15 protein-coding genes and 1 tRNA gene are annotated in these 20,884 nt (G+C 56.9%); 8 read left to right on the forward strand and 8 right to left on the reverse strand.

Going from position 1 to position 20,884, the window contains the following annotated elements:
* Positions 1-41: 41 nt before the first annotated feature.
* Positions 42-4,760 carry a glutamate synthase large subunit gene (gene gltB / locus CU100_RS25335; RefSeq protein WP_106719417.1) on the reverse strand — a complete coding sequence of 1,573 codons (4,719 nt, stop codon included), beginning with the start codon at positions 4,758-4,760 and terminating at the stop codon, positions 42-44.
* Between the two features lie 534 nt (positions 4,761-5,294).
* Between gltB and CU100_RS25340 the strand changes: the two genes are divergently transcribed.
* Positions 5,295-6,344 carry a threonine aldolase family protein gene (locus CU100_RS25340; protein ID WP_106719418.1) on the forward strand — a complete coding sequence of 350 codons (1,050 nt, stop codon included), beginning with the start codon at positions 5,295-5,297 and terminating at the stop codon, positions 6,342-6,344.
* Between the two features lie 49 nt (positions 6,345-6,393).
* On the opposite strand, the gene CU100_RS25345 is transcribed toward CU100_RS25340, so the two are convergent.
* Positions 6,394-6,864, reverse strand: coding sequence for an Hsp20 family protein (locus CU100_RS25345; RefSeq protein WP_106719419.1), 471 nt, complete (start codon positions 6,862-6,864; stop codon positions 6,394-6,396).
* Between the two features lie 264 nt (positions 6,865-7,128).
* Between CU100_RS25345 and CU100_RS25350 the strand changes: the two genes are divergently transcribed.
* The gene (locus CU100_RS25350; protein ID WP_106719420.1) at positions 7,129-7,563 is read left to right on the forward strand and encodes an antifreeze protein; all 435 of its coding nucleotides are present in this window, start codon (positions 7,129-7,131) and stop codon (positions 7,561-7,563) included.
* 179 nt (positions 7,564-7,742) lie between these two features.
* Positions 7,743-8,696 carry an alpha/beta fold hydrolase gene (locus CU100_RS25355; protein WP_106719476.1) on the forward strand — a complete coding sequence of 318 codons (954 nt, stop codon included), beginning with the start codon at positions 7,743-7,745 and terminating at the stop codon, positions 8,694-8,696.
* 8 nt (positions 8,697-8,704) lie between these two features.
* Here the strand turns inward: CU100_RS25355 and hisN are convergent, their stop codons facing one another.
* Together hisN and CU100_RS25365 are read right to left on the reverse strand one after the other, a co-directional pair.
* Positions 8,705-9,478, reverse strand: a complete 774-nt coding sequence (gene hisN, locus CU100_RS25360) for a histidinol-phosphatase (protein WP_106719421.1) — start codon at positions 9,476-9,478, stop codon at positions 8,705-8,707.
* Positions 9,479-9,727: 249 nt separating this feature from the next.
* Positions 9,728-10,618 carry an N-formylglutamate amidohydrolase gene (locus CU100_RS25365; RefSeq protein ID WP_106719422.1) on the reverse strand — a complete coding sequence of 297 codons (891 nt, stop codon included), beginning with the start codon at positions 10,616-10,618 and terminating at the stop codon, positions 9,728-9,730.
* A 285-nt stretch (positions 10,619-10,903) separates the two neighbouring features.
* On the opposite strand from CU100_RS25365, the gene cpdR reads away from it, so the two are divergent.
* Both cpdR and CU100_RS25375 read left to right on the forward strand, forming a co-directional pair.
* Positions 10,904-11,266: a cell cycle two-component system response regulator CpdR gene (gene cpdR, locus CU100_RS25370; RefSeq protein ID WP_008124673.1), complete on the forward strand. Its 363-nt coding sequence runs from the start codon at positions 10,904-10,906 to the stop codon at positions 11,264-11,266.
* A 100-nt stretch (positions 11,267-11,366) separates the two neighbouring features.
* A tRNA-Val gene (locus tag CU100_RS25375) sits at positions 11,367-11,441 on the forward strand.
* A gap of 57 nt (positions 11,442-11,498) precedes the next feature.
* On the opposite strand, the gene CU100_RS25380 is transcribed toward CU100_RS25375, so the two are convergent.
* From CU100_RS25380 to CU100_RS25395, 4 genes are all read right to left on the reverse strand, one after another.
* Positions 11,499-11,795: an I78 family peptidase inhibitor gene (locus tag CU100_RS25380; protein WP_106719477.1), complete on the reverse strand. Its 297-nt coding sequence runs from the start codon at positions 11,793-11,795 to the stop codon at positions 11,499-11,501.
* 69 nt (positions 11,796-11,864) lie between these two features.
* Positions 11,865-13,691 (reverse strand): SLC13 family permease, encoded by a 1,827-nt coding sequence (locus CU100_RS25385; protein ID WP_106719423.1) that lies wholly within the window; start codon positions 13,689-13,691, stop codon positions 11,865-11,867.
* Positions 13,692-13,820: 129 nt separating this feature from the next.
* Positions 13,821-15,023 carry a M20/M25/M40 family metallo-hydrolase gene (locus CU100_RS25390; RefSeq protein WP_407070377.1) on the reverse strand — a complete coding sequence of 401 codons (1,203 nt, stop codon included), beginning with the start codon at positions 15,021-15,023 and terminating at the stop codon, positions 13,821-13,823.
* A 50-nt stretch (positions 15,024-15,073) separates the two neighbouring features.
* Entirely contained in the window at positions 15,074-16,624 is a 1,551-nt protein-coding gene (locus CU100_RS25395) for an AbgT family transporter (protein WP_106719425.1), read from the reverse strand.
* Positions 16,625-17,154: 530 nt separating this feature from the next.
* Between CU100_RS25395 and CU100_RS25400 the strand changes: the two genes are divergently transcribed.
* The 3 genes from CU100_RS25400 (at position 17,155) to CU100_RS25410 (ending at position 20,645) form a co-directional block, all read left to right on the forward strand.
* Positions 17,155-18,831: an alpha/beta hydrolase gene (locus CU100_RS25400; RefSeq protein WP_245419234.1), complete on the forward strand. Its 1,677-nt coding sequence runs from the start codon at positions 17,155-17,157 to the stop codon at positions 18,829-18,831.
* Between the two features lie 145 nt (positions 18,832-18,976).
* Positions 18,977-19,468 carry a DUF1269 domain-containing protein gene (locus tag CU100_RS25405; RefSeq protein WP_106719427.1) on the forward strand — a complete coding sequence of 164 codons (492 nt, stop codon included), beginning with the start codon at positions 18,977-18,979 and terminating at the stop codon, positions 19,466-19,468.
* Between the two features lie 130 nt (positions 19,469-19,598).
* Entirely contained in the window at positions 19,599-20,645 is a 1,047-nt protein-coding gene (locus tag CU100_RS25410; RefSeq protein WP_245419235.1) for an AI-2E family transporter, read from the forward strand.
* The last annotated feature ends 239 nt before the right edge of the window (positions 20,646-20,884 follow it).

The following is a 20,884-nucleotide window of genomic DNA, read 5'->3' on the forward strand; positions in this document are numbered from 1 at the left end:
GAGCTCCGCCGCAGCGGCGCTCCAAGCGTAAACCATTGATCTTATTCGGCTGCGACACCCATCCGCATGCGCTCCATGTCTTCGAGCGCGCGGCGGTATTCGACCGGCATCACCTTTACGAATTTCGGCCGGAAGGTCTCCCAGTTGTCGAGAATTTCCTTGGCGCGGCCAGAACCCGTATAGTGCATGTGGTTCGAGATCAGCTGGACCAGGCGCTCCTCGTCATGTCTCGTCATATTGGCCGAAACATCGACGCGGCCCTTGTGCATAAGGTCGCCGCCATGATGATGCAGCTTTTCAAGGATGTCGTCCTCTTCGGGAACCGGTTCGAGCTCGACCATCGCCATATTGCACCGCTGGGCAAAATCGCCTGCCTCATCAAGCACATAGGCGACACCGCCAGACATGCCTGCCGCGAAGTTGCGCCCCGTTTGGCCGATAACGACGACGACGCCGCCGGTCATGTACTCGCAGCCGTGATCACCCGTGCCTTCGACAACAGCGATGGCCCCGGAATTGCGGACAGCGAAACGCTCCCCGGCCACGCCGCGGAAATAGGCTTCGCCCTCGATTGCGCCATAAAGCACGGTGTTGCCGACAATGATCGACTCTTCCGGCACGATTTGTGTGTTTTCAGGCGGACGAATGACGATGCGTCCACCGCAAAGGCCCTTGCCCACATAGTCGTTGCCGTCGCCGATCAGTTCAAACGAGATGCCGCGCGCGAGAAACGCTCCGAAGGATTGTCCCGCAGTTCCTGTGAACTTGACGGAGATCGTATCTTCCTTGAGGCCCTTGTGGCGGTAGCGCTTGGCAACCTCACCCGACAGCATTGCACCGGCCGAACGATCGACGTTCTTGATCTCCGTCTCGATCCGGACTGGAATCTTGTTCTCCAGCGCCGTTTTTGCCTGCTCGATCAGCTTGCGATCAAGGATATCCACAATCGGGTGGTTTTGCCGTTCCGTCCAGCGGCTCTTCTCCTCCGCCGCTTCCGGCTTATGGAAAATTCGTGTGAAATCAAGGCCTTTGGCTTTCCAGTGATCGATCATATCGCGCTTTTCGAGAAGCTCGGCCTTGCCGATGATCTGTTCGACCTTCGTGTAGCCCATGTCCGCAAGGAACTGGCGCACTTCTTCGGCCATGTAGAAGAAGAAGTTGATGACATGTTCCGGCGTGCCCTTGAAGCGCTTGCGCAGAACCGGGTCCTGCGTCGCGACACCGACCGGGCAAGTATTGAGATGGCACTTGCGCATCAGGATACAGCCAGCGGCAATCAAAGGAGCGGTGGAAAAGCCGAACTCATCGGCCCCCAGCAATGCACCGATAATGACATCGCGGCCGGTCCTCAGGCCCCCATCCACCTGGAGGGCGATGCGCGAGCGAAGCCCATTGAGCACCAGCGTCTGCTGTGTTTCGGCCAGACCCATTTCCCAGGGACTGCCCGCATGCTTGAGCGACGTCAAAGGCGAAGCGCCAGTGCCGCCATCATAGCCGGATATCGTGATGTGATCGGCACGCGCCTTCGCCACACCCGCCGCGACCGTACCGACGCCAACTTCGGACACGAGCTTGACCGACACGTCGGCCTCGGGATTGACGTTCTTCAGATCGTAGATGAGCTGCGCCAGATCCTCGATTGAATAGATGTCATGGTGCGGCGGCGGCGAAATCAAACCGACACCGGGGGTTGAATGCCGGGTCTTGGCGACAGTCGCATCGACCTTGTGACCGGGCAATTGGCCGCCCTCGCCCGGCTTGGCGCCCTGCGCTACCTTGATCTGCATCATGTCGGAATTGACAAGGTATTCCGTCGTCACGCCGAACCGGCCCGACGCCACCTGCTTGATCGCGGAACGTTCGGGATTCGGTTTGCCATCCGGAAGGGGATAGAAGCGATCCGGTTCCTCGCCGCCTTCCCCGGTGTTGGACTTTCCGCCGATGCGGTTCATTGCAATGGCCAAAGTCGTATGCGCCTCGCGGCTGATCGAGCCGAAGGACATGGCGCCGGTCGAGAATCGCTTGACGATTTCCTTCGCGGGCTCGACCTCTTCGATAGGAACAGGCTTGCGGCCGGTGTCCGAGGCCATCCTGATCTTGAACAGGCCACGTATGGTCTGCGCCTGCGCCGACTGGCTGTTCACCATGTCGGAATATTCCTTGAATGTCGCCGGCGATTCCGTCCGCACGGCGTGCTGCAGCTTGGCAACCGAATCCGGTGACCAAAGATGCGCCTCGCCGCGCATGCGATAGGCATATTCGCCGCCGACTTCCAGCGTGCTCATCAACACCGGATCGTTGCCGAACGCGTCGCGGTGACGGCGAACGGTTTCCTCCGCCACCTCTTCAAGGCCCACACCTTCGATCATCGTGGCGGTCCCGAAGAAATAACGGTCCACAAATTCCGACTTCAGGCCGACCGCGTCAAATATCTGAGCGCCGCAATAGGACTGGTATGTGGAAATGCCCATCTTGGACATGACCTTCAGAATGCCCTTCCCGATGGACTTGATATAACGCGAAACGATTTCACGCGAATCGACTTCCGGCGGAAACTCGCCGCGCTTGTGCATGTCGAGCAGTGTATCAAATGCCAGGTACGGGTTGATCGCTTCCGCGCCATAGCCGGCCAGGCAGCAAAAATGATGCACTTCGCGCGGCTCGCCTGATTCGACCACGAGGCCGACGGAGGTGCGTAGACCTTTCCGGATCAGGTGATGGTGAACAGCTGCCGTCGCCAGCAGCGCTGGAATCGGAATGCGATCCGGCCCTACCTGACGATCCGACAGGATAATGATGTTATAACCGCCATGCACCGCTGCTTCGGCACGGTCGCAAAGCCTCTCGACTGCACCAGCCATGCCTGCCGCGCCTTCTTCGACATTGTAGGCGGTGTCCAACGTCTTCGTATCGAAACGGTCCTCAGTGTGACCGATCGAACGGATCTTTTCGAGATCTCCGTTTGTCAGAATCGGTTGGCGTACCTCGAGCCGCTTGCGGCGTGATGTACCCACCAGATCGAAGATGTTGGGACGCGGACCGATAAAGGACACGAGACTCATAACCAGCTCTTCGCGGATCGGATCGATCGGCGGGTTGGTGACCTGTGCGAAGTTTTGCTTGAAATAGGTGTAAAGCATCTTCGACTTGTCGGACATTGCCGAAATCGGCGTGTCCGTACCCATCGACCCAATAGCTTCCTGCCCGGTTGTCGCCATCGGCGCCATCAGAATGCGTGTGTCTTCCTGTGTGTAGCCGAAGGCTTGCTGGCGATCGAGAAGGCTCACATCCTTGCGCAGCGCCCGCGGTTCCACCGGGCTCAATTCTTCCAGGATAAGCTGCGTGTTTTTCAACCACTGCTTGTAGGGGTGGCGATTCGCTATCTCGGACTTGATCGTGTCGTCGGAAACGATCTGGCCCTTTTCCATATCGATCAGCAGCATGCGGCCTGGCTGCAGCCGCCACTTCTTGACGATCTTTTCTTCCGGCACGGGCAGAACCCCGGCTTCCGATGCCATGATGACAAAATCATCGTCGGTGACGAGATAACGCGCCGGGCGCAGTCCGTTGCGATCGAGGGTTGCGCCAATCTGGCGACCGTCGGTGAACGCAACTGCTGCCGGACCATCCCATGGCTCCATGAGTGCCGCGTGATACTCGTAGAACGCCTTGCGGTCATCGGCCATGAGCTTGTTGCCGGACCATGCTTCCGGGATCAGCATCATCATCGAATGGGCAAGCGAGTACCCGCCCTGGAACAGGAACTCCAATGCGTTATCGAAACATGCCGTGTCCGACTGGCCTTCATACGAGATGGGCCAGAGCTTGGAAATATCGTTGCCGAAGTACTCGCTGTCGACCGAAGCCTGCCGCGCCGCCATCCAGTTGACGTTGCCGCGCAAAGTGTTGATCTCGCCGTTATGTGCCACCATACGATAGGGGTGCGCGAGCTTCCACGAAGGGAACGTGTTCGTGGAGAACCGCTGATGCACGAGCGCAACCGCACTTTCGAAGCGCGGATCCTTCAAATCCTTGTAGTAAGCCCCCACCTGGTAGGCGAGAAACATGCCCTTGTAGACAATTGTTCGCGAAGACATGGAAACGACGTAGAAGTCGCTCTCGCTGCCGCCGTTCTCTTGATAGATGCGGTTAGAAATCACCTTGCGCAGGACATAGAGCCTGCCTTCGAAATCCTCATTGGTTTCGATGTTGGGATTGCGCCCGATGAAGACCTGCCGGTGGAATGGCTCCGTTGCGGCGATGTGAGGCGCCTTGGACAAGGACGAATTGTCGACGGGAACATCCCGAAAGCCAATAAGCGACTGGCCTTCGGACGCGATGACTTCGGTGATCACCGCCTCGATATGGGCGCGTTCCTCGGGCTCCTGCGGCATGAACAGATAGCCGACTGCGTAGTGATTGACAGGAGGAAGCTCGACACCTTTGTCAGCCCAGTCGGCGCGAAAGAAGGCATCGGGTATCTGCACGAGGAGCCCGGCACCATCGCCCATCAACGGATCAGCGCCCACCGCGCCGCGATGAGTGAGGTTTTCGAGCATAAACAGCCCGTCTTGGATCACCTTGTGCGACTTGACGCCCTTCATATGCGCGATAAAACCGACACCGCAGGCATCGTGTTCGTTGCGCGGGTCATAGAGGCCCTGTCGAGCAGGGAAGCCCGACGTTTTATTGGTTTTGACCGCACGATTCTGTACGGGCTGAGCGAGTTCAGTCGTTACAGATGGCGTCAAATCCGACATCGTCATTCCTCCGTTAAAACCCAAAGCTGGGCAGTCGTTTCTTTCCTGTCGCGCCAGCGCGTCCTCGACCCGCTAAGAGACGCAACAGCATCTTGAATCGGCGCATAATTCCCTTCAAAAACCGAACCGGCTTTCAGGGATTACCCGCTGGGGACCGAATATCACAAATCGAGTCCCCCTTCATGCGGCATATGTTCCGCTGCGGATTGCGGTCACCATTATAAGGACGGAAGCACCAGCTCACCATCCTCGATTTTGGTTTACACAAATAGGACAGCAATACTGTCTTATTATCGTATGCCAGAATTATTCCAAACACACAAGATGGAAAAGCAAAAAATATCAGCGTCCTACGCAACATCATTACGCAAATTGCGCGAAATGTATTCTGATTGTTTCACGTAATGCGCTTTCCTCCAAAAGCCAAAGGAGAAACAGTCCCTTCCACATGGTAGGTATTTTACCGGTCCCTTTGCACGCGTAGGCGAAAAGCGTATGCGTTGGCGCGTCAGTGAAACTTCTTAAGGTTCAATCATGAATTTCGCTTCCGATAATTGGGCCGGAGCCCACCCGTCAATCGCCGAGAGTCTCAGCAGACACGCCGGCGGATTTGCCGCGGCCTATGGCACAAGCGCCCTCGACAAAGAGGTCGCACAAACATTCAATGCAATTTTCGAGCGAGAAGTCGTCGTCTTCTTCGTGGGAACAGGGACAGCAGCAAATTCGCTGGCGCAGGCTGCCATCGCCAGGCCTGGCGGCGTCACCTTCGCCCATCGAGAAGCTCATCTCATCGAGGATGAGGGAGGTGCGCCGGGTTTCCTCGCTGGCGGCGCGCGTTTCCAGGCGATCGACGGCGCTGTGGGTCTCATTGAGATCGACAATCTGAGACAAGCGATAAAGGGCTTTGCGCCGGGCAACGTGCATGCCGGCCAGCCAATGGGCGTATCGATCACCCAGTCGAGCGAGATTGGTACACTTTATGAACTGAGCGATATCGCAGCCATCTCGGCCCTTTGCCGCGAGAACGGATTGCCGTTGCACATGGACGGGGCGCGCTTCGCCAACGCACTCGTGTCGCTCGGCTGTACCCCGGCGGACATGACCTGGCGTCAGGGCGTCGATATTCTCTCCTTCGGCGGCACCAAGAACGGCTGCTGGTGCGCCGAAGCGCTCGTGTTCATGGATCCTGCCCATGCACGTGAGATGCCCTACATTCGCAAACGGTCTGCGCAACTATTTTCCAAGTCGCGCTTCTTAGCCGCCCAATTCGACGCATATTTTGCCGGCGGCCTCTGGCTGGAACTTGCCTCCCATGCCAATGCAATGGCAGCCCGTCTCGCCGATCATATCAAAGCGTCGGATAAGTTGCGGCTCGCCTGGCAACCTGGCGCAAACGAAGTCTTCGCAATCATGACAAAGGATGATTCGAGGAAACTGCATGAGGCAGGCGTTGTCTTTTATGATTGGAAGCCGCCATATTCCGAAAGGAACTTGGTCGGGGAAAACGAAACGCTGGCGCGTCTTGTCACCAGCTTTGCCACGACATCGGAAGAGATAGACCGGTTCGGCGACCTGATCGTATAAAAAAAGCGGCGCATTGCTGCGCCGCCCTTTTCATCCGTCCACCGATCCGTCAGTTCGTGGCTTTCGCCTCGATCTGCTTGGCTTCCTTGTCAGACAAGGAAGTAACGGCAATCTTGCGCGGCTTCATCTCTTCCGGAATTTCGCGCTTGAGCTCAATGTTCAACAGGCCGTTTTTCAGGCTTGCTCCACTGACCTCGACGAAATCGGCAAGATGGAAGCGGCGCTCGAACGCACGCGAAGCGATCCCGCGGTAAAGCGTTTCGGCCTTTTCATCAGCCTTGTCGGCAGCCTTTTCGCCAGTCACCTTGAGCTGATTGCGATGAGCCTCGATCTGGATTTCGTCCTCCGAGAACCCGGCAACTGCGATGGTGATGAGATAGGTGTTGTCACCTGTCCGCTCGATATTATAGGGCGGGTAGGTCTGGGCACCTTCTGGCTGGGCCAGCGAATCGAGTATGGTAAAAAGCCGGTCGAAACCAACGGTCGAACGGTAGAGTGGTGAAAAATCAACGTGACGCATGTTTAAGCCCTCCTTCAGAGCGACAATGTTTGCGTGTTTTGGCCCTCGGTAGAACTCCCTTGTTGGCAAGTTCCGTCGAACCAGTGACCCCGAAATGGCGGTCACGGAAACTATCTGGTTAGCCCAGCAGCAGATTTCAAGAGGTTACAAACTGTGGCTGCGGATGAACGCAAAATGAACATCATCTTCGGAATACGTTCACGTGGACGTGCCTATAAATGTACCCAAGGTTGGAAACGAACCGACATTACAAAGGAAATGATAATGAAGAAAACCGTGCTCGCAATTACCGCCACAGCGCTTTTGATTACGGGCTTTGCTTCTTCTGCGGTTGCTCAGGAACGCTACTACCGGGAAAAAGCACCGGCCATCTATTTCGACGACGGCGAATTGGACGGGTATGCTGTTCAGGAGCGCCGCTACTATGATGGAGAGAGTCGCCGCTATTATCGCGATGAACGCCGCGAGCGGTTCGGTCCCCGCGACGTAGCTCGCATGCTTGAACGTCGTGGTTATCGGGTTCGTGACGTGGATTACGAGCGTGGACGCTATTTTGTTCGCGCTTCGCGCCGCGGCAACCCTGTTCTCGTCGTGGTCTCCCGTGACGGTGAGATTCTCGAAACCCGCCGTGCCGGTGGCGATCGTTACCGCGACCGCCAAGAGAGTGGCTTTCGTATAGAGATAAACCCGGCTTACTAGATAAAAGGCCGAATTCGTTCCGGGTGTAACGTCCCTTCCATCCGGAATGAACTGACCGGAAACTCTTCAGGCAGAGTTTCCGGTCATTCTTTTTTCCAAGCACCAGTTTGACCTTTGCCACACTGCATCTTATCACGATCGGTATGATCGCCGGTGAACGTAGGACAGTGACCGACCAGATGATCCGACCTCTTGTCGAGACGCCCGCCAATCCTGCTCCGCCAGGCACACGCGTTCATTCCCTTGGACTTCGTGACGGCAAGGAACTCCGTTACGCCATCACGCCCGCAAGTGCCCAGCCCCAACAGGGCACGGTCATCATTTTGCACGGGCGCAATGAGTGTATCGAGAAATATTTCGAGACGATGCGGGACATCGCAGCGCGCGGATTTACGGCGGCAACCTTTGATTGGCGCGGTCAGGGCGCATCCAGCCGACTGTTGCGAAACGCCGCCAAAGGCCATGTTCGGAGCTTCGACGACTACGCCGCAGACTTCGAGCAATTGTTCGAAAGCGTTCTTCTCCCCGATTGCCGTGCGCCGTTCTACATACTAGCCCACTCGACCGGCGCGCTGGCGGCCCTGCTGGCAGCGCCGGCCCTCTCCAATCGTATCCGCCGTATGGTCCTGATTGCACCGCTCCTGGATATCAACGGCAGCCGAATGAGGAAAACAACGGTCCGTTTGGCTGCAAGTACCCTCCGCTATACTGGTTTGGGCCCAGCTTACATGCTTGGTGGCCCACACAGGATAAGGTCCTTCAATCTCAACGAAGTCACGACTGACGCAACGCGATATGCACGCAATTGCGAGATTCTGGAGCAGGCGACAGACCTTGCAATCGGTGGCCCCACCGCCAGCTGGATTTTCGCGGCAGCGAAAGCGGTAAAACAGATCAGCAAGCCGGAATTCATCGAGAAAATCCGAATTCCGCTTCTGATAATAGCCGCAGGAGCCGACACCGTGGTGTCCACGCGAGCGATAGAGTGGTACACGCTCCAATTGCGTAATGCGACGTTGCTGACGATCGATGGTGCCAGACACGAAATTCTTCAGGAGAAGGATTTCTACCGCAAGCAGTTTTTTGCGGCGTTCGACGCTTTCATTCCCGGGACCGGCAGTGAAACGCTATAGCGCTCGCTTCAATGATTGAGCAGTTCCAAGGCCTTGGCGTGGAGCTCCGGCGTCGCAGCAGCAACAATGTCGCCGGCTTTCTCAGCCGGACCTCCATCCCAGGTGCTGACCACACCGCCGGCCTTTTCGATGATCGGAACAAGGGCGACGATGTCATAGGGATGTAATCCCGTTTCAATGACCAGATCGACGAACCCGGCTGCAAGCATCGCATAGGCGTAGCAATCGGTCCCGTAGCGCGCGAGCCGGACATGCTGTTCCACGCGATCGTAGGCATTACGTTTATTGTCCTTGAACATTGCCGGTGTTGTCGTAAACAATGTTGCGTCGGCGAGTTCCTTCGTTTTCCGCGTCGCAAGGCGCCTGTTGCCACCCGGCCCCTCGTACCAGGAGGCTTCGCCGTCAGACATGAACAGTTCCTTGGTAAAGGGCTGGGACATGAGCCCCGCGACGGCATCGCCCTCGATAGTCAGACCGGCTAGCGTGCCCCAGACCGGAATGCCGGAAATAAACGCCCTCGTGCCGTCGATCGGGTCGATTACCCAAACGTGGGAATGATCGAGATTTTCGCCGCCGAATTCTTCACCGAGGATTCCATGATCGGGCAAGCGTGTATTTATCAGCTTGCGAATCGCTTTTTCTGCCTCTCTGTCCGCCTCCGTTACGGGATCAAATCCCGTAGAAAACTTGTTGTCGATGAGCGACATCGTCCGGAATCGCGGCAAGGTCTGCTCCGCGGCAACATTGGCAATTTGCCTCAATAAAGAAAGTTCGATGACCAAAACGGCCTCCTGGGTGCTAAATTATTCTCATTTTCCTGCCTTAGAGGCAAATTCTTGCATTTTTTTTAGGCAACTAACAGTAGTGCACAAAAAACCGCACAAAACGCTTGACATTTGTGCGATGCAGCATAGATTGATACATGGACGGGGCGACCTGTCTATGCCCTCCTTGGGCGTTTCCTCCCTAGACTTGGGCCGCGCTTTATGCGCGGTCTTTTTTTGCCCTCAATTTTGAACCTGGTCTGCTTTCTATTCGGCAGCAAGCGGCGAATCCAGAAAATGAAAGTCTGGCAGCGACACAAGATCCCGCAGAAAAAGTGCGATATCCCGTTGCAGCTGGTCGAAGCCCGCCTTCTTTTCATAATTATGTTCGTTGAGATAGAGGCCTCGATTGACTTCAATCTGCAGCGCATGAAACTGCTTGAGTGGTCGCCCATAATGCTCGGTGATATAGCCGCCTGCGTAGGGTTTGTTATGGACTACCACGTAGCCTAGTTCCCTAAGCAGATGAATCGCGGCAGCTGCCAGTTCCGGCGCGCAGCTGGTGCCGAAACGATCCCCGATGATGAAGTCGGGCCGCATGCCGCTCTCGGGAAAACGGATGCCCGTCGGCATCGAATGACAATCGACGAGCACACCATAGCCAAAGCGCTCGCGCGTGCTGACCAGAATGTCTCCCAAAAGCGCGTGATAAGGTTTGTAGATGGTGTCGATGCGTTTCAACGCTTCTTCGATGTGGAGCTTGTGCGCGTATATCTCCTGTCCTTCGCCTACGAGCCGCGGAACGGTACCAAGACCGCCCGCTACCCTGGCTGAATGCCCGTTGGCATAGGGTGGCAGCGGTTCGAGAAACATCTTGGCGTCGAGTTCGTATGGCTCGCGGTTTACGTCCAGATAGGCACGCGGAAAATGCGCTACCATCAAAGGGGCGCCAAGCATGACCGCCGAGGAAAACAGCTGGTCGACGAAACAGTCTTCCGAACGCCGGATCGTCCTCGAGTCTAGTTGCGCCTGCTGGAGGAACGCCTCAGGATATGATCTGCCGCTATGGGGTGAATTGAAAACAAATGGAATGCGCTGGTCGGAGGGTTGCCGCAATTCATAGGGCGGGCTATCGGGGAAATCACGTTCAGCCGTCATTCGCTCACTTCGAAGTTTTCTTGCCTTGTTGAAGCATCTCCTTGGTACAATAGCTCAGTTTTCGCTCCGATGGAATTGAACGGCCATCCTGGCGAGCAACTTTCTGGCGTATCTCGATTACCCTCTGTGCGTAGTCGGTTCATACGTTCGGCACCTCGACTTTTGCCACGTTCACGCCTATTTCTAGCAAATCATTCACGCGATCTTTACCAAAAAAGCGTTTCTTGAATCGTGACGGACGCTGATCTGGGGATGATCGGGTGCTCAACCAATTCGGACGGACTGATGAAGAGAATCCTTCTTGCAGAAGATGACAATGATATGCGGCGCTTCTTGGTCAAGGCGCTGGAGAAGGCGGGATATCACGTCACGCATTTCGACAATGGCGCCAGTGCCTATGATCGATTGCGCGAAGAGCCGTTTTCACTGCTTTTGACCGATATCGTCATGCCGGAGATGGATGGTATCGAGCTGGCACGACGGGCCTCGGAGATCGATCCGGATTTGAAGATCATGTTCATTACGGGCTTTGCTGCCGTGGCGCTCAATGCCGATTCGAAAGCTCCGAAGGATGCCAAAGTGCTGTCCAAGCCTTTTCACCTGCGTGACCTCGTCAATGAAATCGAGAAAATGCTCGTCGCAGCCTGAGAGGCTGCGGCATTCCATCCCTCTGCCAAAGAAAGCCTGACAAGTTCTCGCCATTGCTATTGACGGAGTCAATTCAATATGGTGTATGCGCCCGTCAGATGGGCGTGTAGCTCAGCGGGAGAGCACTACGTTGACATCGTAGGGGTCACAGGTTCAATCCCTGTCACGCCCACCATCTGAACCCTCCGAACCAGGTAATTTAGTTTTGGCCAGCGATGGTGCGTCCGGCATATCAGCCGCACCTTGCTGCAACGACGCGGCCGGATGAAGCATCTGTCTCGATCGTCACCCGTTCTACTCTGTAATCCTGCGTTACCATCTGGCCGGGCTCTATCTGACGCACAATTTTTGCCTTTGTGAGGCGCATCGCTTCCGCGTCGGTCGGCTTGGGCTTTCCTACCAATGCTTGGGCCGCATCGGCGTTGCAAGGCTGGGACAGGTGCGTAGACGCAACCTCGTGGTTGCAAGACACAAGGGCGGGAACCAGCGCGGCAAGCAGGATGGGTAAAAAAAGAGGCGATCTAGGCATGAGAAACATCCTTGGTGTGGGATTCGCTATACTGTAAAATCTGCGACCAACGCTTCATGGGCTTTCATCTCAGAAGCGCCAGATCAGGGGCACGATGAAAACGGAAACTACGAAAAACCAAATCAGCAGTGGCAAACCGAGCTTCCAATAGTCACTGAAAGCATAGCCGCCCGGCCCCATGACCATCAAGTTCGTGGGCGTGGCAATCGGCGTCAGAAACGCTGCTGCTGCTGCCACCGCCGTGCTCATGAGCACTGGACGGGGTGAGATGCCCATCGCCATGGCAGCGGCCACACCGATCGGAATGACGATAAGGGCCGTTGCTGTGTTGCTGATGAGCTGCCCCATCACCGCAGTCAGAATGAAAAGGCCCGCGAGCAGCGCTACAGGTCCGGCATCTCCGACGAGATTGACGAGATGCTCGGCCATCAGCTTTGCCGCGCCCGTTTCCACCATGGCCGTCGAAAGCGGCATCATGGCGCCGACAAGGATGACGGTCGTCCAGCCGATCGCGCGATACGCTTGCTCGACGCTCATGATCCCCGACAGGACGATCGCACCGGCAGCAAGCAGTCCGGATACCACCGGCGGAACAATACCGGTCGCGAGAAGCAAAACCATACCAATCAAGATGATAACGGCCTGCCGCGCGCCCGGCCCCATGGGAACTGCCTGGCGACGAACCAGCTCTGGTGAATTGACCACCAGAACGTCCGGATCGTCGAGATGAACGTCAAGGGCTCTCCACGTGCCCTGCAGCAGCATGGTGTCACCAGCCTGCAGTTTGATTCCACCTGCGCCCTTGACCGCCGCGGTCTCCAAGCCGGGTCGCTGCACCGCCAGAATGATCAGGTCGCCACTCTGGGTGACCATGCCAGGGAATACGCTTTGCCCGATAAGGCCCGAACGTGGTGGGATAACGACTTCCGCAAGCCCGGAACTGCGATTGAACAGCGTATCCTCGCCTTGACCAGCCGCCTTCGCGTCCCGAAAGGCAAGATGCATCTGTGCGGCGAATGCCGCCGCCGCTTCGCTCTCACCGCGTATAAGCAGATGATCGCCTTCGGCCACGAGGGGCCGCCGCAGCGGTCCCGCCGTTTCGCCCTCTTGTATGGCGACAAGCTGCAGCTCCGGATGTGCGGACAGGTCAATTCCCGACGATGGCACGCCCACGATAGGTGAGCTTGCACGGACCCGCAGTTGATAGATTCCGCTGGCGAGCCCGTATTGCTCGACCAGCGTCTTGGCATGGCGGCTGAAATCCGCCGGCATGGTGGCGCCGTTGCGCTCGGGAAGCAGTTGCTTACCGAACAGCACGATGATCGCCATGGTTCCGGCCAGAAGCGGCACACCGACAAGCGCAAATTCGAAAAAGCCGAAGCCGCCGACCCCCGCGTCAAGCCCTGCTTCCGACACCAGCACGTTCACCGGCGTTCCCGTCAACGCCAGCATTGAGCCCGCATGAGCGGCAAAAACAAGTGGCATGAGCAATTGCGACGAATTGCGCTTGAGACGCACCGCGATCACAACGACCACGGGCAGCAGTGCTGCGACAGCGCCGTTGACGCTGATCAAAGCTGTCAGCAGGGAAACCAGCCCCATCATCAGAAGCAGCAGGCGCGTCCGGCTTTCTTCACCAGCGCCGCGGATGAGCAACTGACCGGCCCAGGCGGTGACCCCGGTGACTTCGAGCCCCGAGCTGACAACGAATAGCGACGCGATAAATATGACTGCCGGATCGCCAAAGCCGCCAAGCGCCTGGCCAATCGTCAGCACTCCCGTTGCCCAAAGCGCCAATGCGGTGAGCATGGCCACGATGACGACCGGCAGCTTGTTCCAGACGAACAGAACGACGGCAATGGCGATGATGGTGCCTGTGTATGCTATCGGACTCAATCGCTCAGCTCCTCGTTTGGCCCTGTTCGGGCCGTGCAAACCAGCGGCACGCCACCTTTGCCGGCAAGACTTGGTACGGCGAGATAGCCAGAGGTTGACGACTGGCCGGCAAATTGTCCGCCATTCCGTTCAGCCGTCGAGCGTTGCCATAAGGACGCCGATACGGCAGCCCTTTTCAAACTCCAAAAGGTTCACATATTCCTTGATAGTATGAATCTCGGCTTGGCCGGAACCGATCGTGACGGTGGGGACGCCGTGTTTGTCGAGCCAATTGGCATCCAGACCGCCGTTGGAAAATACATAGACCGGCTCGATGCCAAGCGCCTGAAGCGCTTTGGTCGCACGCCTCACGATTGCAGTGTCCTTACCGAGCTCGAACGGTGGATAGGCTGCCACATGGCTGAATTTCACCCCGGCCGTATCACCCGCGTCATCCGTGACCTCAATCTGGGCTTTGGCGAATGCCTCTTCGTAACCTTTGGCGATCTTCGTCGCGAAGGCGGATTCGGGGCTGCGCGCCTCGCCCTTGATAAAAGCATAATCGGTCACGACGTTGGTCGCGTCGCCGGCCGGTTTGTTGTCCTTGCCGCCAAAGATGCCAACGTTGCTGGTGCCCCGGCCATCTGATTTGACGACCTTGCCGAACCAGCCGGCCCGGCGTGCTTCGGCAAGGCCCATCGCTCCGACCATCGTTGCCGATATTCCCTTTTCAGGAGCAACGCCAGCATGCGAGGCGCGGCCGGTGATCTCGACTTCCCAATTCTCCTGGCCGACAGCGCCGATGATCAGGTCTGAAGCCATTTGGCCATCGACATTGATGCACATGACCGCTCCGCCGAGATCCTCGGGATTGAGTTCCCGAGCACCATGCAAGCCGCTTTCCTCGCGTACGGTGAACAACAGCGTTATCGGCGGATGCAGCAGGCTATTCTTGATAAGAGTTTCGGCCACTACGACGAGGACCGCCACGCCTGTGCGGGCATCACCGCCAAGCGCCGTAGTTCCATCCGAGACGATGCGGTCGCCCTCGCGGCGCGGCTTTGCGCCTGCACACAGCGGAACTGTGTCGAGATGCGTAGAAAAGAGGAGCCGTGGCCCCGGTCGTGTCCCGGGCAGGGTAACGATCAGATTGCCTGTTTCGGTCGGTAGCGGAATCCGCTCGTTGGCGTCGTCGAAACGAATGGCAGACTCCGGCACACCGATCTTCTTCAGAGCATCGCAGACGGCAGCGGCAATGTTGGCTTCCTGTCCAGTTACGCCTTCGACCGATAAAAATCGCATCAGGTGATCTTCTGCCGCCGCGACGTCGAGGGGGATAGAATTCTTGCTCATGATGTCCATCCGATCACTTTAGTTCCAATTCGATGATATCCGCAGTCTAACTACAGGCCCCACGGCAACCCCAGGGCTTTCCAGACTGCGAAGAGCGCTGTCCAAAGCACGAACATCAAAACGACGTAGGGCAGCATCAGCGAGACGATGGTCCCAACGCCCGCGGACTTGTCGTATTTCTGGGCGAAGCCGACGACGAGCGCAAAATATGCATTGAGCGGGGTGATGGCATTCATCGGCGAGTCGCCAACGCGGTAAGCCGCAAGCACTGCTTCTGGCTCCACACCGAGCTTCATCAGCAACGGGACGAAAACTGGAGCGAAGATCGCCCACTTTGCGATTGCGCCGGTCAGCAGCAGGTCGATGATGGCGACGACGACAATGAAGCCTATCAGCAGTGGCAGGGCACCGATATTTGCCGCCTGCAGCGCACCGGAAAGGCTGAGTGCCATAACCGTGCCTATATTGGTGTAGGTAAAGCAGGCGACGAACTGGCTGAGGACGAAGAACAGGAAGATCGTACCGCCCATGTTCTTGATGGACTTCTCGATCGCGGCGATCACCTCCGTCAGCGTCCTCAATGTGCCGGCGCCAATGCCGTAGGTCCACCCCGTTACCAGAAAGATGAGCATGATGAGCGCGATCAGGCCGTTCATGAATGGAGAATTGCCGATCAATTCGCCGGTTTCGGGATTGCGCAAGGGCGCGCCACTCGGAATGGTCAAAAGCAGGAATACAAGCACAAGACCTGCAAGCCCGTAGAATGCGAACCTCAGGCCGCGTGATTCCTGCTCGGATAGCGTCGCCCCTTGATCTGGATCGCTTCCGGCAGACGATGCCTCCGGCTTGTAGTCTCCAAGTCGCGGCGAAATCATGCGGTCCGTTATGAAAGCGATGATGAAAGTCAGGAAGATCACCGATGCGATGGAGAACCAGACATTCGACGCCAGCCCGATCGATCGTTCGGGATCGACCAGCCGCGCTGCATCGTTGGTGAATTCCACGAGGACCGCGTCGAGAGGTTTGATGAGCATGTTGACGGTAAAAGCGCCGGCTACCGCAGCAAAGCCGAGCGCCAGACCCGCCAGCGGATGACGTCCGACTGCGAGATAGGCGACCCCTGCAAGCGGTATCAGGACCAGATAACCCGCATCCGCAGCAATACTTGCAAGAATGCCCACAAAAGCGAGAATGTAGGTCAGCGCCCAGCGCGGTGAAACAATGACCAGCTTCCGGATGAGCGCGGTGACCAGACCGGATTCTTCGGCTACGCCTGCACCGATCATGGCGGCTATCATAAGACCCACTGCCGTGAAACTCATGAAATTGGGAATGAGCGACGAGTAGAGAAATCGAATGCCTTCCACGTTCAGGAGGCTGCGTATCGCCGTCGAGGCGGTTTCAATCTCGTGAGTATCCGGATTGATGCGCTCGTAGCTGACCGCCGCCCCGAAAGCACTTAGCACAGCCGATAAAACAATCACGATACCGATCAGGATCAGGAAGATGATCACCGGATGGGGAACCATGTTTCCCACCTTCTCGACACCATCGAGCAATCTTTGCATCACGGTCTTTGGTGCAGTAGTGGCAGTGGTCATTTCAGGGTCTCCCGGTTTACGTCAACCGTTTGCGCCAATAGGACGCAAATTATTCAGGTGCTGATTTACTCGGCTTCCCGCCTTGCTCAATCTGAGTCGCCGAGGAATGGCCGCCAACGATCCGATCATGCGACGGTGCTGGCTCCCTTTCGGATATCGCGCTTTGCAAGCGACGGCCAAACGATGAAAACCTCCTGTCCCGCGTGAAGGTGACCCGGTTTCGAGGCGTGCAACAAACGCCGCGAGCGCAATGTTCTGTGAATATAGTGGGGGTCCAATTATCTGTGATAGGCATGGAATCCCAAAACCAAGCTCTCAGTTCAAATATGCCGGGTTTCATGCAGCGATCCGCCGAATGTGGGCTGTGTCGTCCATGGCTTTGTCAACGAACAAACTATCGCCGTGACAACGCCTGGAATTGTCAGCACTATTCGACAGGCATCGAATCGATGCGTGGCCGCCCGGCGGTTACTTCAAACGCCGTTGGTCGTCGAAAGCGGCCCATTTGCCTTCGATTGGGGGGATCGGATGTGAAAGCTTATATATCAGGTTTGGCAAAGTCGTTTTCCGCCGTTGGTCTTCTCGCCGGTATTCTCTTCTTTGCGGCCTCCCTCACGCCAAGCTTGATGCCGCGCTCCTATCTGGTTCAGGGCGCGCTTTCCGGGTTTAGCGCAGCGCTTGGCTATGGCGTGGGCGTGGCGGCTGTTTGGCTCTGGCGCTATCTGGAGATTCCAGTTCCGCACGCCAGGGCCCACACAACCGTCAGATGGATTGCCATCACTTTGAGTGTCGGAACTGCTGGCGTCTTCCTGTGGAAGGCCGCCGAATGGCAAAACACGGTGCGCAGCCTCATGGGGCTTGGCCCGGTCGATAGCGTGGAGCCAATCGAGCTTGCAGCCATCGCCTTGGTGATTTTTCTGGTGGTCATCGTGCTCGCCCGCCTCTTCCGGCAAACGGTCCGGCTGTTCTCGCGCGTGGTCAACCGCATCGTGCCGCGCCGCGTCTCAAAGGTTGTTGGCGGTGTTCTGGCCTTGGTTCTCTTCTGGTCGGTCGCACAGGGTGTTCTGTTCAAGGTTGTCCTGCGCATGGTCGACACATCCTTTCGCGAGCTCGACGCAAGGATCGATGACGGTTTAACACGCCCATCGAACCCTGCAAAACCTGGTGGCCCGGGCTCGGTCCTCGACTGGCAGGATTTGGGAAGGCAGGGACGAGCCTTCATTGCGTCTGCCCCCACCGGCGCGCAGATCGGCGCGTTTTTCAACGCCAAGGCGCTTGATCCCATAAGGGTCTATGTCGGATTGAACTCCGCGGAAACGGTCGATGAACGAGCACGCCTCGCGCTTGAAGAATTGAAGCGTGACGGCGGCTTCCAAAGATCGGCCTTGATTGTTGTCGTTCCAACGGGAACAGGATGGGTCGACCCAGAGGGTATCGACACCGTCGAGTATCTCCATCACGGCGACGTTGCCAGCGTCGCCATGCAATATTCCTATCTCAGCAGTTGGCTGTCATTGCTTGTGGAGCCGGGCTACGGCGCCGAGGCGGGTCAAGCGCTCTTTCGTGAAGTGTACCGCTACTGGAGTACGCTTCCGCGCGGCAGCAGGCCCAAGCTCTACCTGCATGGCTTGAGCCTCGGCGCGATGAACTCTGAACTATCGACACATCTCTACGACATCATCGGCGATCCCTTTCAGGGTGCGCTTTGGAGCGGCCCGCCCTTTCAAAGCCGTATCTGGAACTCCGTAACTGCCGATCGCAATCCAGGCTCGCCAGCATGGCTGCCGCGCTTCCGTGACGGTGCGATCATAAGGTTTACCAACCAGAACAACTCACTGAATATTCCAGGCGCCGATTGGGGGCCCATTCGCATCGTCTATCTTCAATATGCGAGCGACCCCGTTACATTCTTCGATTTCCACGCGCTCTATCGGGAGCCGGAATGGATGAAAAATCCACGCGGCCCGGACGTGTCGCCGAGCTTGCGATGGATGCCGGGCGTGACAATGCTGCAGCTTCTCTTCGATATGGCAATCGCCACCACCTCACCGATGGGATATGGCCATGTCTATGCGCCTGAGCACTACATCGACGGCTGGATTGCCGTTACCGATCCGCAAGGAATCGAACCAGCCGATATTTCGCGCCTCAAGGCTTTTTTCTTCGAACGGTCGCGGAGCATCGGCTATCCGCCTCCGAGTGACTGAATAACCGGGCTTCCAGACGAGTCCACCAACGGAAAAAGAAACGCAATGCATGGCTCTGGGATTCATGACCAATATCATCGGCTGGTTGGACACGGTATAGTTTTCGCAGCGTCCCCGCATTCGTCACGTGAAAATTGGAGGCAACATGTCTGATCTGATTGTGATCGTATATCCGACCGAACCGAAAGCCGAGGAGGTGCGCAATCGCCTGCTCGAACTCCAGAAAGAGTATCTGATCACGCTCGGCGACGCTGTCATCGCCACGAAGACGGAAGCAGGCAAGATCAAGCTCAACCAGATGGTGAGCACGACGGCAGCCGGTGCGATTTCCGGCAGCTTTTGGGGCTTGCTGATTGGCGTCCTGTTTCTCAATCCGCTGATTGGCGCCGCCGTGGGTGCTGCCTCGGGTGCCGTCGGCGGGGCATTGACCGACGTCGGCATCGACGACAACTTCATGAAGGACCTGGCAGCCAATATCCAGCCAGGAAACGCCGCACTGTTCGTCCTCGTGCAATCTATGACAGCCGACAAAGTGCTGAAGGATATCTCGCATTACGGCGGTGTCGTTCTCAAGACCTCGCTGGATGAAACCAAAGAACAGGTCCTGCGCGACGCTCTGCAAAAGGCCACATCCTGACTTGGAGCCCATCTTCGGCGACATGGCGTAAGCCGCTTCGCCAGTATGTGTGACGTGCTGCGACCGCCACGATGGACGCAGCCGCCGGTTACTTCACGAGTTTGGTTGGGGCGAAGCGGATGAGCAAGGCATGGCGATTCAATATGCACGACCGATGATCGGCTATCTTGCCACTGGCATTCTTGTGCTTGCGCTGCTTCGTTTCGGCCAGACAATCTTCGTCCCGCTCGCCTTTGCCCTGTTCGTCATCGCACTTGTAGCGCCACTCCAGATAAAATTGCAGCGCTGGATGCCTCAACTGCTATCCCTGCTAATGACGCTCTCTGCAACAATCTTCATTATCATCGCCGTCGGATCCTCGGTGACCTGGGGCCTGAGCAGGCTTGGCCAATGGCTGTTTGTCAATGCCCGCAAATTCCAGGAAGTCTATGTCCGCTGGACTGACTGGCTGGAAGAACACGGCTTTGCTATCGCTGGCCCGCTCGCCGACCGCTTCGATGTGACATGGCTCGTCGGCTTTACCCATGGGCTAGCCGGTCGCCTCAATAGTTTCGCGGGATTTGCGTTACTGGTCTTTGTCTTCGTCATGCTGGGCCTCCTCGAAACAGAGGATTTCGGCAAGCGATTGCAATCCCCCGCTGTTCAACCCCTTGGCATGAAAATGCTTCACGCCAATCGCGAGATTTCAAAGAAACTGCGCCGTTTCATGCTTGTGCGCACGTTTGCGAGCATCCTCACCGGCTTGATCGTCTGGGCATTCGCCTACTTCGCCGGTCTCGAACTGGCGGCCGCCTGGGGCGCGATTGCCTTCACCCTTAATTACATCCCGTTCCTCGGCCCGTTCGTGGCGACTGTCCTGCCAACGCTTTTTGCCATAGGGCAGTTTGACTCCTGGCAGATGGCTTTGGCAGTATTTGTCGGACTCAACCTGATCCAGTTCCTGATTGGGAGCTATCTTGAACCCTTGTTGATCGGCACATCCTTGGCGATCTCGCCTTTCGCCGTCATTTTTTCGGTGTTTTTCTGGAGCTTCATGTGGGGAGTGCCAGGGGCGTTCATTGGCGTTCCTATTCTCATTGCGTTCATTGTCTACTGCGAAAGCTCACCCGGTGCGGCATGGATTGCCGTTTTGCTGTCGGCGAAGTCTTTCAGCAGTTCCCGCGGAGCTTCGATCTAATATCCAGCGCGCGCATTTAGAACAACAGTCAGTTGCGCAACTCGTTTCGTAACAGTTACGTACTGAACAAACTTCAGTAGTCATGCCATGCTGTCCAATACAACCATCCGTAATTGTGTGGTTTCCAAATTGGGCGCCTTTTTTGGAGCGGCAATGTCTGTACTTCCCCCAACAAAGGACCGAAGTAACGTTCGCTCGGCAAAACTTATGAGGCAACGTCGCCCTTTTTCCTCGTACCG

It is taken from the genome of Phyllobacterium endophyticum (assembly GCF_003010935.1).
Classification (GTDB): domain Bacteria; phylum Pseudomonadota; class Alphaproteobacteria; order Rhizobiales; family Rhizobiaceae; genus Phyllobacterium; species Phyllobacterium endophyticum.